Origin of the sequence: Paenibacillus sp. D9 (assembly GCF_001188365.1) — a bacterium.
Taxonomy (GTDB): domain Bacteria; phylum Bacillota; class Bacilli; order Paenibacillales; family Paenibacillaceae; genus Paenibacillus_O; species Paenibacillus_O humicus.
Map to the genome: position 1 here is coordinate 418720 of NZ_JZEJ01000001.1, position 17055 is coordinate 435774.

The 17055-nt window shown below is 59.2% G+C and carries 12 protein-coding genes; 9 read left to right on the forward strand and 3 right to left on the reverse strand.

Annotated elements, in window-relative coordinates; all coding sequences use genetic code 11:
• Positions 1-21 precede the first annotated feature (21 nt).
• Positions 22-1530: an alpha-glucosidase/alpha-galactosidase gene (locus VE23_RS01855; protein WP_049867165.1), complete on the forward strand. Its 1509-nt coding sequence runs from the start codon at positions 22-24 to the stop codon at positions 1528-1530.
• Between the two features lie 88 nt (positions 1531-1618).
• Here VE23_RS01855 and VE23_RS01860 read toward each other — a convergent pair whose 3' ends face one another.
• The 3 genes from VE23_RS01860 to VE23_RS01870 are packed head-to-tail and all read right to left on the reverse strand — an operon-like array spanning position 1619 to position 5171.
• Positions 1619-2704, reverse strand: coding sequence for a Ger(x)C family spore germination protein (locus tag VE23_RS01860; RefSeq protein WP_021879216.1), 1086 nt, complete (start codon positions 2702-2704; stop codon positions 1619-1621).
• Positions 2701-3804: a GerAB/ArcD/ProY family transporter gene (locus VE23_RS01865; RefSeq protein ID WP_021879217.1), complete on the reverse strand. Its 1104-nt coding sequence runs from the start codon at positions 3802-3804 to the stop codon at positions 2701-2703. The genes VE23_RS01860 and VE23_RS01865 overlap by 4 nt, the downstream gene beginning before the upstream one ends.
• Complete coding sequence (locus VE23_RS01870; protein WP_048746732.1) at positions 3801-5171, reverse strand: spore germination protein; 1371 nt, start codon at positions 5169-5171, stop codon at positions 3801-3803. Before VE23_RS01870 ends, VE23_RS01865 begins: the two co-directional genes overlap by 4 nt.
• A 155-nt stretch (positions 5172-5326) precedes the next feature.
• Here VE23_RS01870 and VE23_RS01875 point away from each other — a divergent pair, with 155 nt between their 5' ends.
• The 8 genes from VE23_RS01875 (at position 5327) to VE23_RS01910 (ending at position 17041) form a co-directional block, all read left to right on the forward strand.
• A complete protein-coding gene (locus VE23_RS01875) occupies positions 5327-7576 on the forward strand; it encodes a hypothetical protein (RefSeq protein WP_157053890.1) in 2250 nt (749 codons plus the stop codon).
• Between the two features lie 124 nt (positions 7577-7700).
• Positions 7701-8414: a DsbA family protein gene (locus tag VE23_RS01880; RefSeq protein WP_232316774.1), complete on the forward strand. Its 714-nt coding sequence runs from the start codon at positions 7701-7703 to the stop codon at positions 8412-8414.
• A gap of 33 nt (positions 8415-8447) precedes the next feature.
• Positions 8448-8903 carry a disulfide oxidoreductase gene (locus VE23_RS01885; RefSeq protein WP_021879222.1) on the forward strand — a complete coding sequence of 152 codons (456 nt, stop codon included), beginning with the start codon at positions 8448-8450 and terminating at the stop codon, positions 8901-8903.
• Positions 8904-9200: 297 nt separating this feature from the next.
• The gene (gene glgB / locus VE23_RS01890; RefSeq protein ID WP_049867167.1) at positions 9201-11117 is read left to right on the forward strand and encodes a 1,4-alpha-glucan branching protein GlgB; all 1917 of its coding nucleotides are present in this window, start codon (positions 9201-9203) and stop codon (positions 11115-11117) included.
• A gap of 16 nt (positions 11118-11133) precedes the next feature.
• Positions 11134-12300 carry a glucose-1-phosphate adenylyltransferase gene (locus VE23_RS01895; RefSeq protein ID WP_049867168.1) on the forward strand — a complete coding sequence of 389 codons (1167 nt, stop codon included), beginning with the start codon at positions 11134-11136 and terminating at the stop codon, positions 12298-12300.
• Complete coding sequence (gene glgD / locus VE23_RS01900) at positions 12297-13409, forward strand: glucose-1-phosphate adenylyltransferase subunit GlgD (protein ID WP_048748468.1); 1113 nt, start codon at positions 12297-12299, stop codon at positions 13407-13409. The genes VE23_RS01895 and glgD overlap by 4 nt, the downstream gene beginning before the upstream one ends.
• A gap of 210 nt (positions 13410-13619) precedes the next feature.
• A complete protein-coding gene (gene glgA / locus VE23_RS01905; RefSeq protein ID WP_049867169.1) occupies positions 13620-15083 on the forward strand; it encodes a glycogen synthase GlgA in 1464 nt (487 codons plus the stop codon).
• Positions 15065-17041, forward strand: coding sequence for a glycoside hydrolase family 15 protein (locus VE23_RS01910; RefSeq protein WP_048748450.1), 1977 nt, complete (start codon positions 15065-15067; stop codon positions 17039-17041). Before glgA ends, VE23_RS01910 begins: the two co-directional genes overlap by 19 nt.
• Positions 17042-17055: the final 14 nt, after the last annotated feature.

Below are 17055 nucleotides of genomic sequence, written 5' to 3' on the forward strand. Positions count from 1 at the left end.
CCAAGATGGAGGGATCGGGCAATGGCCAAAAAAGTTGCGTTTATCGGGGCGGGCAGCATCGGGTTCACGAGAGGACTGCTGCGGGATCTGCTCTCCGTGCCGGAGATGCGGGATGTTAGGATCGCCTTCACCGACATCCATGCGGACAATCTGGAAATGGTGACCAAGCTCTGCCAGCGAGACATCTCGGAGAACGGCCTGGACATCGTCATCGAGGCATCCACGGATCGAAGGAGAGCGCTTGCAGATGCCGATTATGTCATCTGCACGATACGAGTCGGCGGCCTCGAAGCATTCCGGACCGATGTGGAGATTCCGCTGAAGTACGGGGTCGATCAATGCGTCGGCGACACGCTGAGCGCAGGCGGGATCATGTATGCCCAGCGGGGCATTCCCGAGATGCTCGCCATCTGCAAGGATATCCGCGAGGTCGCCAGCGGGGACGTGCTTCTCCTCAATTACTCCAACCCGATGGCGATGCTGACCTGGGCGTGCAATCGATACGGCGGCGTCCGCACGGTCGGGCTGTGCCACGGGGTGCAGCACGGCCATTGGCAGATCGCGGAGGCGCTGGGGCTCGCTACAGAGGAAGTCGACATCGTCTGCGCCGGCATCAATCACCAGACCTGGTACGTGCAGGTCAAGACCGGAGGCGTGGACCGGACCGGCGATCTCCTGGAAGCCTTCGAGCGCCATCCCGACTTTGCCCGGACCGAGAAGGTGCGGATCGACATGCTTCGCCGCTTCGGCTATTACAGCACGGAGTCCAACGGCCATTTGAGCGAATATGTGCCTTGGTACCGCAAGCGTCCGGAGGAGATCGCGGACTGGATCGACATGGGCAGCTGGATCAACGGGGAGACGGGCGGGTACCTGCGCGTCTGCGTCGAGGGCAGGCTTTGGTTCGAGACGGAATTTCCGGCCTGGATGAAGGAGCCGCCGCTGAAGTACTCGATGGATGAGCGCAGCCAGGAGCATGGCTCCTACATCATCGAAGCTTTGGAGACGGGAAGGACCTATCGCGGACATTTCAACGTCGTCAACGGCGGCATCATCTCCAATCTGCCGCAGGACGCGGTCATCGAAGCGCCGGGTTATGTGGATCGCAGCGGCATCGCCATGGGAGCCGTCGGCGAGCTGCCGCTCGGGCCGGCAGCCGTCTGCAATGCCAGCATAAGCGTGCAGCGGCTCGCGGTCGAAGCCGCTGTGCGCGGCGACGACAAGCTGCTGCGCCAGGCGTTCATGATGGATCCGCTCGTCGGTGCCGTCTGCAACCCGCCGGAGATCTGGCAGATGGTCGACGAGATGCTGGCCGCCGGCGAAGCCTGGCTTCCTCAATACAAGGAGGCCGTTGCGCAAGCGCGCAAGCGTCTTGAAGAAGGTCCTCTTCTGCCGGTAAGAGCCTCGGAAGGGGCGGCGCGGCTGAAGACGAAGACGCTGGAGGAAATGCGGCTGAACCGCGAGGAAGCCGATCGCAATGCGGGGGAGGCGGACAAAGGCAAACATCGCGCCGCTCCGATGGACCGCTGATTCCCCCCGCCGGTCGGCCGCGGATGGACCGCCGATCGGCCGCCGATGCTGGATATCCATTCGCCTGCCGCCTTTCCGGCGGCTTTTTTCATTCCAGGAATTCGAGTCCGGTATTGCGCAGGTCGATGTGGAACTTCATGCTGATTTTAGCCATTTTGAACATTTCCGGCCATTGCTCGTACTGAGCAGGCTTCAGCCGGCTGCGATACCGGTTCCCGAAGCCGAATATGTCCGCGCCGGCCCTTTGGGTTTTCGCGAACATGGACTTGGCCTGCACATTCAAATCCTCCAGCAGCTCCCTCAGAACCTCTTCCTCGCTCATTTCATTCATCTGCGAGCTGTCGACAAGCGTCACGATCAGCCAGGACTCGACGTCGATAATCGGCTGTCCGCTGCTGAGCGCGGTTTTCACTTGCGTGCGGTTATGAACGATCTTGACGTCCGAACGGCTCATCAGCTTCACCTCCGAATCATGGAAGCGATGCGTGATGATTTCATAGATCAGCGATTCATCCGGGTTCAGCACTCCCGCCATGCGGTCTTTGGCGTAGATGGCATTGCCCTCAAGCTCGAACGAGTTTTGGGTTCCTTCCGAAAGAATCGGAATCAGGTTCGCTTGGAGCGGATTGTACAGCTTGGAGTAGATTTCCCACAGCATGGTCTTGTTTTTGCGGGGGATGCCGCCTGCATAGGGTTCAAAAAAAAGCTTGGTGTAAATGCCGGAGAGCTCACCGGTCGGATTGGGGCTGGTAAAGATTCGGCTCATATCTCCCTTGACGATCGCCACGACGGCATCGAGAGGCACGGAACGCTCCCTTACCGCAAACTCCAAATAAGATTTCAAGCTGACCTTGGTCATCGAATCGTCGAGAAGAAGAGCTCTCGTGGAGGTGGCATCCAGCGATTTGGGCAGCTTGTAGCGGGCGCGGTTCATCGCATCGGCGACCGTAATGCCCGGCTGGCTCATGGCGAAGAAATCCTTCCCTTCGGTTTTTTGGGCGGTCTTGGGCAGCGGGAACCTCATCCACACCTGGATTTGCGATCCGGATCCTTTTTCCAGTCCCATTGCCCCGATCATCAGCCGGTTGTCCACATCCTTGGAATCCCAGCATCCGTTCAGCAGTCCGAGCAGACAACAGGCAGCCGCTGCCCGGACCAAGCGCATCTTTCTCATGACGCCACCTTCCTTTTTCGTTCCCGAACCGACAAAAGGGCCAGGCCGAGCAGAGGGAAGCCGAAAAGCGCATACAGCCTTAGGCCCAGCGTATAGAATATCGTTCCTTCAACGGCTCTCCAAGAGGGAAGAGCCGAAGCCGAAGCATAGACCAGCAGCACGACAATTCCATAAATCCAGATCGGATTGGCGCGGGGGAACAAGCTTTTAACGGATTCGCCGAGAGCATGGAGCTTCAAAGCCATGACCAGCAGCACGTACAGCATGGTGACCGATACGAACAAGGCGGTCAGGTTCTCGAAGACGACCCAATAATGGTAGACGGAATCCATTTTGGATATGTACGGCAAGGTCAGGTGGCGTGTGAGCTCGCGGCCGAAAGTCATGACGGGCAGATAAATAAATCCGGCAATCATCGGAAACGAAAGGAGCAGGGCATAGATATAGCTTTTGCGGTAGCGTCCCGAGATTCGAGGATTGTAGCTGCCGATCAGAGCGGTAAAGACAAACCCCATCCAGATAAAGGAGCCGGAGTAGAAGTTCCTTATCATGAGAAAATCACCGTTTGTAAAAAGCCAGGGACCGCCCAGCGTCCACTTGACGTCGCTGAAGCCGATCAGCATCAGGCAGACGGATAGAAGGGTGCTGATTAGATAGAGGACACGCGCAGCTCTCGCTATGGGCATCATGCCGGCAAGAGCCAGCGCGCCCGGAGCAAGCAGCATGCCGTTGAGAAAGGTAATGGGAGTCGTCGGCAGCATCGTCATCGTAATCAGTTCCGAATAGGCCCTCAGCATGACGACAAGAGCTCCGAAAATGAAGATGAGCTGAGGCAGGCAGATGATCAAAGCGGCGGGAATGCCGGCCGATTGGCATAGCCTGTCGATCAGCTTGCCTTCCTGCAGGCGGCCGAGCAGCTTGCTGTAGAGCAGGCAGCTCAGCAGCGCAACAGCCGCCCAGACGACCAGCGGAACCCAGTACGCCCCTGTCGTGCTTCGGACGATCAGGCTCGGATAGATGAAGCCGGCTGAAGCTCCGAAAAAGAGGACTTGAATGGAGAACATGTCGTAGCCGGTCAGGGAAGGGGGATTCTTCTTCATGGCTGTATGGCTCCTTTCCTGCGCAGAGAGGTCAAGTAAGGGGCCCCGAACGATTCCAGGCAGCTCAGGTAGAACACAAGGCAGGCGAAGCAGAACATAATGCCCAGCAGTCCGGCTACGGTAGCCCCGATGGCGATGAAGTATTTGAGAATGCGCTGGACAAGCCCCATCTGATAGTCGATGACGATGAAGTTGGTGATCGCGGTCGCGGCGACGATAATCACGAGCAGGTTGCTGACGATGTTCGCCTGGATGATTGCCTGGCCCAGCACGACGCCCCCGACCATCGTCACCGTCGAGCTGATCGTCTTTGGCAGCCGGATGCCGGCTTCGGTGATGAAATCGATGATGAGCAGCATGAGAAAGGTTTCCACGAACACGGGATAGGGAACCCCTTCGCGGCTGGCGGAAGCGGCCAGACTGATCTCCAGCCGGTTGACGTCCACGTTGACGGAAGTAAGGGCGATATACAGAGCCGGCAGGAACAGGTTCATGAACATGGCGAGAAAGCGGAGGGAGAGCAGAAAATAGGCGACATAAGGATTGACATAGTTGTCTTCGGGAGAATGCCAGAAGTCCGTATAAACGGCGGGGACGGTCAAGGCGAAAGGGGATCCGTTGACCATAATGACCATTTTGCCCCGAAGCAGATCCGCCGTGGAACGGTCGGGACGCTCGCTGGACATCGCCAGCGGGAACAAGCCCAGCTTTTTCCGGGAGACGAGCAGCCGGAGCAGTTGGCCGCTGTCCTGGATGCCGTCGGCCTGTATGTTCCCGATCCGTTCCTTCAGGCTCGCCAGCAGGTCCGGATCGGCGGCGCCCTGGCAATAAAAGACCGCGATTCGGGTCTGGCTCAACTCGCCGACCTTCGTTTCCCACATCTTCAGCTTGGGAGAGCGGATCTGCTGCCTGATGAGAGCGGTGTTGGCATCCAGATTCTCGTTGAACGCATACATCGGCCCTTGGAGCACGCTTTCGGTAATCGGAGAGCCGATGCCGCGCTGCTGGGTTTCCGACAGGTCGACAAGAAGGCCGTTTTCGGATAAGGACGTGCAAATGACAGCGGAGCCGTTGCAGATCGCTTTCTCGCAGGCCGGCTGGTCCGCCTCCCCTATCGAGGTGCCGTTATAGCGGCTCAGCTTGGCGGAGAGCTCGCCGATGCCTGTCGAGCCGAGCAGCAGATCCAGCTTCTGCGTGGAGCAGAGGGAAGCGAGAAAGCAGATGTAGACGGGCTCGGAGCCGGAGGCTCCCACAGCCTCGGTTCGGTAGTCGGCCGAATCGCCGAAAGCATCCCGCAGCATCCCAAACAAGCTCCGGCTGCCGGAACCGGCTCTCAAACGGTGGATGGCTTCAAGGATTTCAGGCATGTCTGCGCCTCCGATCTGGAAATGGTAGCATTGGCAGTCTTATCCTGTCCGGAAACGGGGATTCTCATGTATGCGTGGCGGGAAACGGATGCCGCGCATGCCGAGCCTCTGGTATACTTGACCCAACATCATGATAGAGTCGGGGGAATCAACCGATGTCAGTTGAACGGAATTTCATCGCTCCAGTCCGAGTTGCGGACCGCCCGAAGCGCAGGCTCCGCTTCGCGGAGAGGGACAGCCTATTCTGGAGAAGGGCATGGGGGGGCTTATGGGCTGCGGGAGCGTTCCTGGCATCCGCGTCAGCGATGGGCACGCCTACGGGCTTCGGGGCATCGCAGGATGTCATGCTGATGGTGCTGGCCGCTACAGCGGCCATGGGCTTGTTTTCGATGCTGCTTGCCATTGTCTTCACGTGGCTTCGCCTCCCGCTGCCCCGATTGTTCGCCGGCGGGGCGGCAACGCTGCTGTCGGGCTCCATCGCGGCGCTGAAGGTTTCCGGAGCCGGTTGGACCGGGTCCGTCGTCATCGCAGCGGCGTACACGGCCTGCGGAATGGCGGCGGGCATGCTGCTGTCCGCTCTGCATGCCGTTTCGGTCAGGCGCTGCGATGACGGCGCCGGCACGCCAGCCGCATTCAAAGCCGCTGCAATCTCAGCGGCACTGCTGCTGCTGCTGCCTGCGGCTGTCCGAATGTCCGAAGACATCGGAGAAGCTATGGCGGGGGAGGCGGCAGACTACGCCCTTGCTCAGCCGCCAAGCGGGCAAGGCGGATATCAGGCATTTACTTACGGCAGCGGTTCGGATCGGAGGGAGGAGTTCGCCGAAGACGCCATGCTTGTCTCCAGAACGGCGGATGCAAGCTCGCTGCTGCCTTCGTGGAGCCCGCTCAAGAGCTTGTATTGGGGCTTCGAGCCTGCACGTCTGCCGCTCAACGGAACGGCATGGCTGCCTGACGGGGAGGAACCGGTCCCGCTCGTGCTGCTTGTGCACGGCAACCACCTCGCCGAGCAGGACTCCGACAAAGGCTACGCCTATCTAGGCGAGATGCTCGCTTCCCGCGGATATGCGGCCGTCTCGGTAGACGAGAACTTTCTGAATTATTCGGTATGGTCCGATATTCCGGAGGATGATATGCTGCTGCGGTCCTGGCTTCTCCTCCGCCATCTGGAGCAGCTGGCCGAATGGGCGGAACAGCCGGACAATCCGTTCTATGGCCGGATCGACCTGTCCCGGACCGCTCTGATCGGCCATTCCCGAGGAGGGCAGGCCGCGGCGATGGCCGCGGATGCTTCCCGCTGGTTCGGCACCGGCGTGGACGGCGTCTCCATCCGGGCCGTCGCGGCTCTCGCGCCGACAGATACGATCACGGACGGAGAGCGGGCACAGCTTAGCGGAGTCAGCTATCTCGTCCTGCAAGGCGGCAGGGACGCGGACTTGACGGATTTCTACGGAGAACGGCAGTACAACCGGACCGCGATCGAACCGGACTCCGACGCCTTCAAAGCGGCCGTTTACATCCCGGAGGCGAATCACAGCCGGTTCAATAGCGACTGGGGCACGATGGACAATTCGCTCCCGGGCGGGCTGCTGCTCAGCCAGAAAGGGCTTCTGAGCGGAGAGGAGCAGCGGGCGGCCGCTTCCTATTTCATCTCCGCTTTCATGGATGCGGTATTCCGGAGCGATGCTGAAGCGAGAGACCGAATCCGCAATCCGGGCGACAGCCTCCCCGGCTTCCGTTCTCCCGGTTATTCCATCCAGTATGAAGACGGGTCCTACCGGATGCTGCAGGACTTCGAAAAGGCCGGCGATCTTCCAAGCTTGCCGGCAGCAGAAGCGGCGCCAGGCTTGAGTGCGGCCGTCGAGCCGGTGCCGAGCCGAAGCGGGGGAGGACAGGACAGCCTGGCCGGGGTCTTTTCCTGGGCCGCCGGCAGCGGCGAGGACTATTACCGTATTCGTCTGGAGGAGCCGCCGGTCATTCAGCCGGCCGGGGGCATCACTTTCTCCGCAGCTAACCGCTCCATGGACCTGTGCGATGCAGACGGCTCCGCTTGCCAGCCGCAGGAGATCACCGCAACCGTCCGCTTGACCGATGCGGATGGACAATTTTCTCAGGCTGCCGTCGGACCGATCTCCCCTCCCGAAGCTCCGCGCTACTTGCGCATGTCCTGGCTGGCGGAAGGGTGGAGCAAAGGGAAATACAAGGCCGCAGCCGCGTCGGTCCTGCATTCCTACCGGATGCCATTGAAGCTGTTCGCCATGCTGAACCCGAGTCTCGACACGGACGGGCTCGTATCCGTCGAGATCCGCTTCCGATCCGCCGGAAGCGGACCCGGAAAGCTGATGCTGGACAACATCGGATTATATGGCCCGGATTTCTCCAAATCGTCGATTTCTCCCCCCGGTTGAGAGGTTTAAGGCGCTTGACGCCTTTGTCCCATGCTGGCTATACTTTAGTAAGTGCTTTTGAACTCATTCATCCCAAATCATGAACGATCCGATTCAAGGGATCACAGAAAGGTTGGACGCCCTTTTGAGCAAATCCTCCGCCAACAAGAGCAGGAACAGGAACAAGAGCCAAGGCAGCAAAGCCTACGTCAATCCGAACAAGAAAAAAGGCGGCAACGGGGCGCTGATCTGGCTTTCCCTCGCCATAGTGGCGGTAGCTGTCTTCATCGTTCTGGGCATCAACAACCAGTCCAAGGCGTATGACTTCGATTATGCCGACCTGCCTCGACTGGGCAGCGCGGACGCTCCGGTCAAGATTGTGGAATTCGGCGATTACAAATGTCCGAGCTGCAAGACGTTCGCGGAAACGTACAAGCCTCAGCTTCAAAAGGATCTCATCGACACGGGCAAAGCAGCTCTTTATTTCGCCAACTACGCTTTCATCGGCAAGGATTCCAGTACGGCCGCCGAAGCCGCTGAAGCGGTCCGGACGCAGAAGCCGGACGCTTTCTGGACTTATTATGATGCTCTTTATGCCAATCAAGAAGACGAGAACACCGCATGGGCGACGCCTGAGAAGCTGGTGCAGATCGCCAAGGAGGCGAAGCTCGACATCGATTACGACAAGATGCTGGCGGAGATTCAAAGCGGCGTCTACGCGGACCGAGTCAAGGAGCATAATTCCATGGCCGCCAAGTCCGGCGTGCAGGGCACTCCGACGCTGTTCCTGAACGGCAAGCTGGTCAGCTTCAAAGATTACAACGATCTCAAGGGACAGATCGAGGCCGCGAGCAAATGATCCTAACCGCCCCCAAGGAGTGACGGAGACTGCATGATACGGAGTGAAGAAGAAGAGCAGCCGGTCGAAGGCTTCTGGCCTCGTTACCGCTTTTATTTCGCTTGGATGGTCGCCCTCGTCGCGACGCTCGGCAGCCTGTACTTCAGCGAGGTCAAAGGGTTCATTCCTTGCGACCTCTGCTGGTACCAGCGCATCGCCATGTATCCGCTGGCCGTCATTCTCGGCGTCGCGGTATACAAAGGGGACAGGGGCATCGCCAAATACGCTCTTCCTCTGGCTGCCGCGGGGTTCCTGATCGCCCTCTACCACAACCTTGAAATCTGGAATCCTTCCCTCGCTGGATTCGTGCCGTGCAAGTCTGGCGTGCCGTGCAACCGGGACTACCTCAATTGGCTCGGCTTCATTACGATTCCTCTCCTGTCGATGACTGCCTTCGCGGCCATCCTCGTTTGCCTGCTGACAGGCGGAAAGGGATCGCGCCGATCCTAGGCAGGAAGGAACCAGAACCTGCGTCAACTGCGACCATAGACATATCCAGACAAGAATCGACATGCTTTTCACCGTTTCAAATGCCCCAGCCTGCATCCGATGCAGGCTTTTTTTAATTGCATACAAGTTTTGGTTTGTAAGACTAAAGGCGTGGGTATATGATTAAGGCGAGTCCGTTTATAAAGCGTTTACATGACGATTTTTATCTCCTTATCCGGATGTTTTGATATACTTGAAGGACTAGGCATGCCGAACATGACGACCGCCCCGAACAGCCCATTCCTCCGGAGGTGCCCCATGCCAATCGTACAAGATTTGCCGGATAAAGCTTTCATGAAAGATCTCTATTTGTTCAATCGCGGAGAGGCCCATCACGCCTACCGCACCTTCGGCGCGCACAGCGCGCTCGAGAACCGAAGACGCGGTATCCGCTTCACGGTCTGGGCGCCCAACGCCCGCGAAGTCCGGGTCGCAGGCGACTTCAACGGATGGGACGGATCCTCCCATCCGATGGAGCCGGCAGGAAGTACCGGCTGCTGGTCCTTGTTCATTCCGGGCCTGAAGGCCGGGACGATGTACAAGTACGAGATCATCGCTGCCGACGGGCGCAGGCTGATGAAGGCGGATCCGTTCGCCTTCGCCTCGGAGCTGAGGCCTGGCACGGCATCCGTCGTCGCCGATCTCGGCAGCTACAAGTGGAAGGACGAGGAATGGCAGGCCCGCAAGCAAAACGCATCTCCTTACGAGGAGCCGATGCTCACCTACGAGATCCATATGGGAACCTGGAAGATCAAAGGCAAGGAAATCTTTTACTCCTACGACGAGATCGGCGGCGAGCTGCTGGATTGCGTCGTCAAGATGGGCTACACCCACATCGAGCTGATGCCGCTTGCCGAGCATCCCTTCGACAAGTCCTGGGGGTACCAGATCACCGGCTATTTCGCTCCGACGAGCCGTTACGGCAGTCCCAAGAGCCTGATGAAGTTCATCGACCGCTGCCACCGCAAGGGAATCGGAGTCATCCTCGACTGGGTGCCCGCCCACTTTTGCAAGGATGAGCAGGGGCTCAGGCAGTTCGACGGCACCCCGATCTATGAGGGGGCCGATCCCAAGCTGGCGGAGAAGCCGCTGTGGGGAACCAACGCTTTCGACTACGGCCGGACCGAGGTCCAAAGCTTCCTCATCTCCAACGCCATCTACTGGATGGACATCTTCCACGTGGACGGCCTTCGCGTGGATGCCGTGGCCAGCATGACGGATCTGACGATGGATAAGCCGCCTGAGATGCACAGCCTCAACCGGTACGGGGGGACGCGCAATCTGGAGGCGGTGGAGTTCCTGCGGAATCTCAACAAAACCGTGTTCCGTTATTTCCCGAACGCCCTCATGATCGCCGAAGACAGCTCGTCCGAGCCCGGCGTGACGGCTCCCGTCCACGAAGGGGGGCTTGGCTTCAACTTCAAATGGAATATGGGCTGGATGAACGACATGCTCCGTTATATGCAGCTTGATCCTTCCGAGCGGCCGAAGCGGCATAATCTTCTTACCTTCGCCATTATGTATGCTTATACCGAAAATTTCGTGCTGCCCTTGTCCCATGACGAGGTCGTGCACGGCAAGCGCTCGCTGCTGAACAAGATGCCCGGCAGCTACGGGGAGAAGTTCGACGGCCTCCGCCTGTTTTACGGATTCTGGATGACCCATCCCGGCAAAAAGCTTCTGTTCATGGGAGGAGAATTCGGGCAATTCGACGAATGGAAGGATAGCGAATCGCTGGACTGGATGGTGCTGGAGTACGACTCCCACCGGCAGATGCAGCACTATTCACGCAAGCTGAACCATCTCTACCGCAAGCTGTCGTCTCTATGGCAAAAGGACTACGATCCCGAAGGCTTCGAGTGGATCGACGCGAACAACGCTTCCCAGAGCGTCGTCTCCTTCATCCGCAGGGGCGAGGGCGGCAGGTTCGTCGTGGCCGTCGCGAACTTCTCGCGCAGCAACTATGGGGAATTCCTAGTCGGCGTGCCGGAGAAGGGGCGCTACTCCCTTCTTCTGCACAGCGGCGATTCCATATATGGAGGCAGCCTTGACGGGCTGCCGACCCACTATCTCAGCAAGCCTGAACCCATGCACGGACGAGATTACAGCCTTACCGTGGAATTGCCCCCGCTCAGCTTCCAGCTCCTAGAATTCCGGCCGCGGGGAACACATTGACGAGGAGATGGGTACCATGGGCCACAAAGAGATGATCGCCATGCTGCTTGCCGGCGGAGAAGGCAAACGGCTGGGAGTCCTGACGAAGGATCTGGCCAAGCCGGCCGTCCACTTCGGCGGCAAATACCGGATTATCGATTTTACCTTGAGCAATTGCATGCATTCCGGCATCGACACGGTCGGTGTCCTGACTCAGTACCAGCCGCTTGAGCTGAACCGGTATTTAGGCATCGGAAGCCCATGGGGGCTCGACCGCAGCGACGGCGGAATGGCCGTGCTCCCCCCGTACGTCAAATCAAAAGGCGGCGATTGGTACAAAGGAACCGCCAATGCCATCTATCAGAATATGGGATTCATCGACCGCTATGAGCCGGAATACGTGCTGGTCATCTCCGGCGATCATATCTACAAGATGGACTACGAGAAGATGCTGGAGCATCACAAGGAGCTCGGAGCGGATGTGACGATCGCCGGTCTGGAGGTCGAGCTGAAGGAAGCCAGCCGGTTCGGCACGATGCATATCGGCGAGAACTGCCGCGTGACGGATTTCGAGGAGAAGCCCAAGCATCCCGTCAGCAACGTGGTCTCCATGGGAGTCTATATCTTCTCCTGGAAAGTGCTGCAGAAATACCTCATCCTCGACGAAGGAGACCGAAAGTCGAGCCACGACTTCGGCAAGGATATCATTCCGCGCATGCTGGAGGATGACATCAGGCTCCATATGTACCCGTTCAAGGGCTATTGGAAAGACGTCGGCACGATCGACAGCCTTTGGGAGGCGCATATGGACCTGCTCGGCGCCGAGCCTCAGCTCGATCTCGGCGGCGACGAGTGGAGAATCTATTCCGCCCGCCACAACCGCCCGGCCCATTATGTCTCTCCGGAGGCATCCATCTCCGACTCTCTCGTCACCGAGGGATGCGTCGTCGAAGGCGTCGTCGAGCGTTCGGTCCTGTTCCATGGCGTTGAAGTCGGCGCCGGCAGCTTCATCCGCGAATCGGTCATCATGCCGGGAGCAATCATCGGCGAGGGAGTGAAGCTCTACCGCGCCATCGTCGGCGAGGGAGCGGTCATCGAGCCTGGCGTCGTCATGGGATCCCCCGACAGTCCGGACATCGCCGTCGTCGGCAGCGACGAGAAGATCAGCAGAAGTCCAAAACTTCAGGAGGTGGAGCAGCCATGATCAACAAAGCGATGGGCGTCGTGAACCTTATCCACGAGACGGATGAGCTGGAAGGCCTCACGTCATACCGCTGCCCGGCTACCGTCCCGTTCGGGGCCAGATACAGGCTGATCGACTTCACGCTCTCCAGCATGGTCAACTCCGGCATCCACAAGGTAGCCGTTTTCGCCCATACGAAGTACCGCTCCCTCATGGACCATCTGGGATCCGGCCGTCCTTGGGATCTGCATACGAGGCAGAGCGGCCTCTTCATTCTTCCGCCGGCTTCGGACAGCATCCAGGAGCTCAGCCGGGGAGACCTGTTCCACTTCTACCAGCATCGCGACTATTTCCAGCGCTGCAAGCTGGAGTACGTCGTCGTGACCCGCAGCCAGATGGTGTGCAACATCGATCTCGACGCGGTGCTCGATTACCATGAGCAGATGAACGCCGACGTTACCGTCGTCTGCAAGCAGCAGGCCGACATGCTCGGCGGCAAGACGCGCAAGGTCGAGCTTGCCTCCGACGGCCGCGTCGTTCAGATGCAGGACCATTTCGGCAATATGGACAGCTCGCTTCATTCCATGGAGATCTATGTCATGAAGAAGGATCTTCTCATGGATCTCGTGCAGACCTCGCTGGCGCAGGGGCAGGACCATCTGGTCCGCCACGCGATCCTCTCGCGCCTGGACAGCCTGCGAATATACGGCTATCTCTATGAGGGCTTCCTCGGCGTCGTCAATACGGTGGAATCCTACTACCGCACGAGCATGGAGTTGCTTCGCCCCGAGGTGTGGAGGGAGCTGTTCTTCCAGCCGGGGTCGGTCTACACCAAGACCAAGGATGAGCCTCCTACCCGTTATCTCGAAGGAGCGATGACGGGCAATTCCCTGATCGCCAATGGCTGCAGGATCGAAGGGACCGTCATCAACAGCGTGCTGTTCCGCGGCGTCCACGTCGGCAAAGGCGCCGTCATCCGCAACAGCATCGTCATGCAGAACGGAACGATCGGAGCGGGCACCCGGCTTGACCGGGTCATATTGGATAAGGAAAGCAGCGTTGAAGCCGACCGCGACATCCGCGGCGCGGAAAGCATGCCTTTCGTATCCGGCAAGAGAAAGACCATTTAATGGTCTTTTCTCTTATCGGGACCTTTTTCTCTCTAGAGGGAGGTCGCCTCCTTCCAGCCGAGGTCCATCTTATCTAGCAATTGCAGCTTTTTTCTCTAAAAGCGAATAGAATGACTCTTCCAAACCGATACTAGATGATAGAAAGACAGGCGGGCGGCCGGCAGGCAGGAACAGCTGCCGCCGCTTGCGCTGTCCAGGAGGGAACCTGCCGTGAATGTATTGTTCGTGACATCGGAGGCTGTGCCCCTGGCCAAGACGGGCGGCCTTGCCGACGTGGCCGGCGCATTGCCCAAAGCTTTGCTGGAAAACGGGGTGGGAGCCAGCGTAATCCTGCCCAAATATGAAAGCATCCCTTGGAAGCATCTGCAGCATTTCGAGACGATCGACACGTTCTCGGTCCAGATGGGATGGCGGATGCAATACTGCGGACTTCTCCGGGGAGAGGTCGGCGGAGTCGTCTATTATCTCATCGACAACGAGCATTACTTCCGCCGGGGCGGACTGTACGGCTACGGCGACGATCCGGAGCGCTTCGTGTTCTTCAGCATCGCCGTGCTCGAAGCGGTCCGCAGGATGGACACCCGCTTCGATGTGCTGCACTGCCACGATTGGCAGGCGGGGCTCGTGCCTTTCCTGCTCAAGCGCCGTTACTTCCAGGATGAGGTTCTGGGCGGCATCCGTACCGTATTTACGATCCATAACCTGCGGTACCAGGGCATATTCGGCCAGCAGGAAATGATGGATATGATCGGGATGGGGCCGGAGATCTTCAGCGAAGGCGGCCTGGAATTCCACGGTGCGGCGAGCTGCATGAAGGGCGGACTTCTCTACGCGGACAAGCTTACGACCGTAAGCCCGAGTTATGCCGAGGAGATCAAGACCGCTTATTACGGGGAAGGGCTGGACGGCCTTCTGCGCTGGAGAGCGGCCGATCTGGCGGGCATCGTCAACGGCATCGACACGGCCGACTTCGATCCGGCTGCGGATGAGGCGCTCCACGCCAAGCTGGGCGGCTCCGCTCCATACAAGCTGGCCAACAAGCTCGCCCTGCAGCGGGAGATGGGCCTGCCCGAGAGGGCGGACGTTCCGGTCATCGGCATCGTGTCCCGGCTGGTGGAGCAAAAGGGCTTCGACCTGATCGACGCCGTCTTCGGCGAGCTGCTCGAAGAAGACGTGCAGTTCGCGATCCTCGGTTCCGGGGAATGGAAATACGAGGAGATGTTCCGCCAGGCCTCGCATTCCCGGTATGACAAATGCAGCATCCGCACCGGCTTCGATGACGGGCTCGCGCGCCGCATCTACGCCGGCTCCGACCTGTATCTCATGCCGTCCCAGTTCGAGCCTTGCGGCCTCAGCCAGCTGCTGGCGCTGCGCTACGGAACGGTGCCGATCGTGAGAGAGACGGGAGGGCTGAAGGACACCGTCCAGCCTTTCAACGAATACACTGGGGAAGGCAACGGTTTCAGCTTCGCGCATTACAACGCCCATGACATGCTGTATACCATCCGCAGGGCGCTGCATTATTACCGCAACGAACAAGCTTGGAAGGTGATCGTCAGCAACGGCGAGAATGACGATTACAGCTGGAGCCGTTCCGCCAAGTCCTACATCGGCCTCTACGAACAACTAGCACCTGAGCGGAAGGAGAAGGAATCATGGCCCGTCACCTTGTAATCGGCAACGGAAAAATGCTTCTCAACCTTGACCATAACAGCTACATCCGGGACATCTATTATCCGTACGTCGGACAGCTCAACCATGTCGGCGGCCAATACTGCCGCCTCGGCATCTGGACCGAGGGACAATTCAGCTGGCTGGAGGATTCGGCCTGGGAGTCCAAGCTGGACTATATCGAGGATTCTCTCGTCACCAACGTCAACGCCCGCCATGGCGGGCTCCAGACGGAGCTGCAGATGAACGACGGCATCCATCAGCGCGAATGCATCTACCTCAAGCGAGTCGTCATCCGCAACCTGTCGGACAGGGAGAGGGAATACCGGCTGTTCTTCCACCAGGATCTCATGATCGACGGATCCGAGGTTGGCGATACGGCCGCCTACTATCCCGACAACCATACGCTGTTCCACTACAAGCGCTCGTCGTATTTCATGTTCAACGGATTTTCCGACGAAGGCGGCATGACCCAGTATTCGACCGGAATCAAGCGGTTCCATTCGGCGGAAGGAACATGGAGGGACGCCGAGGACGGCACCCTCATGGGCAATGCGATCGCACAGGGCTCCGTCGACAGCACGATCAGCTTCCGCACCGTCGTTCCGGCGGGCGGCGAGAAGACGGTCTATTACTGGATGTCGATCGGCAAGAGCCTGGAAGAGGTCAAGGAGCTGAACCAGTACGTCCAGGAGAACCATCCCGAGAAGCTGCTCAGCCGCATCGTCATCTACTGGAACCACTGGCTGGGCAGGGCGGAGAGGGATCTGGGCGACCTGCCTCCGGAAGTGGCGCGGATGTTCCGCCTCAGCCTGCTCATGGTGAGGACGCAGACCGACGAGCGGGGCGCCATCATCGCGGCCAACGATACCGATATCCTTCAGTACAACCGGGACCATTACAGCTACATGTGGCCGCGGGATGGAGCGCTGGTCGCCGATGCGATGTCGCTGGCAGGCTATCAGAGCGTGATCGCGCCGTTTTTCCACTTCTGCTCGCAGGCGCTTACTCCGGAAGGATATCTGTACCATAAATTCAATCCGGACGGAACCGTAGGCTCCAGCTGGCATCCTTACATGGTTCAGGGAACCAAGCGGCTCCCGATCCAGGAAGACGAGACGGCGCTTGTCCTGTTCGCGCTCTGGAGAGACTACAAGCGCCATCAGGTCATCGAGCTGCCCCAGTCGCTGTACAGCAGCCTCATCCGCAAGTCGGCCGCCTTCCTGAGCAGCTACATGGAGCATTCGATGTCGCTGCCGAAGCCGAGCTACGACCTGTGGGAGGAACGCTACGGCATCTGGACGTATACGACCGCTTCCGTATATGGAGGCCTCATGGCGGCAAGCTTCTTCACGGAGCTGTTCGGCGATTACGAGCGCAGCGACCATTACCGCCGCACCGCCGAGGAGATCAAGCAGGGCATGCTGACCCATCTATGGGATGAGGACAGCGGCCGGTTCGCCCGCGGACTCGTGCAGAAGGACGGGCGCTGGGTGAAGGACATGACGCTGGAGAGCAGCTTGTTCGCCGTTCTGGAGTTCGGCGTGCTGCCGGCGACCGATCACCGTGTCATCGGCACGATGCAGGCGATCCGGGAAGGGCTGGCGGTGCGTACCGAAGTCGGCGGCATCGCCCGTTATACGAACGACTATTACTTCCAGCAATCCGGGGAGATCGACCGGGTTCCTGGGAACCCATGGATTATCTGCACGCTGTGGGTGGCCAACTTCGAGATCGAGTCGGCGACGAGCCTGGCCGAACTGGAAGCTCCCAGGCGCACGCTGGAGTGGGTCGTCCGCCAGTCGCTGGAGAGCGGCGTCCTGCCGGAGCAGCTCAATCCCTATGACGGCTCGCCGCTGTCCGTCGCTCCGCTCACCTGGTCGCATGCGACCTTCGTGCAGAGCGTGAGCAAGTACGCGGCCAAGTACAAGGAGCTTGCGGGAAGCGCGGGCCCTGTATAAACTGGATAGGATGG

Excerpts from the sequence above, each read along its gene's own strand:
- VE23_RS01855 (WP_049867165.1), top strand. The coding sequence starts at position 22 with ATGGCCAAAAAAGTTGCGTTTATCGGGGCGGGCAGCATCGGGTTCACG.
- VE23_RS01860 (WP_021879216.1), bottom strand. The coding sequence starts at position 2,704 with ATGAGAAAGATGCGCTTGGTCCGGGCAGCGGCTGCCTGTTGTCTGCTC.
- VE23_RS01865 (WP_021879217.1), bottom strand. The coding sequence starts at position 3,804 with ATGAAGAAGAATCCCCCTTCCCTGACCGGCTACGACATGTTCTCCATT.
- VE23_RS01870 (WP_048746732.1), bottom strand. The coding sequence starts at position 5,171 with ATGCCTGAAATCCTTGAAGCCATCCACCGTTTGAGAGCCGGTTCCGGC.
- VE23_RS01875 (WP_157053890.1), top strand. The coding sequence starts at position 5,327 with ATGTCAGTTGAACGGAATTTCATCGCTCCAGTCCGAGTTGCGGACCGC.
- VE23_RS01885 (WP_021879222.1), top strand. The coding sequence starts at position 8,448 with ATGATACGGAGTGAAGAAGAAGAGCAGCCGGTCGAAGGCTTCTGGCCT.
- glgB (WP_049867167.1), top strand. The coding sequence starts at position 9,201 with ATGCCAATCGTACAAGATTTGCCGGATAAAGCTTTCATGAAAGATCTC.
- VE23_RS01895 (WP_049867168.1), top strand. The coding sequence starts at position 11,134 with ATGGGCCACAAAGAGATGATCGCCATGCTGCTTGCCGGCGGAGAAGGC.
- glgD (WP_048748468.1), top strand. The coding sequence starts at position 12,297 with ATGATCAACAAAGCGATGGGCGTCGTGAACCTTATCCACGAGACGGAT.
- VE23_RS01910 (WP_048748450.1), top strand. The coding sequence starts at position 15,065 with ATGGCCCGTCACCTTGTAATCGGCAACGGAAAAATGCTTCTCAACCTT.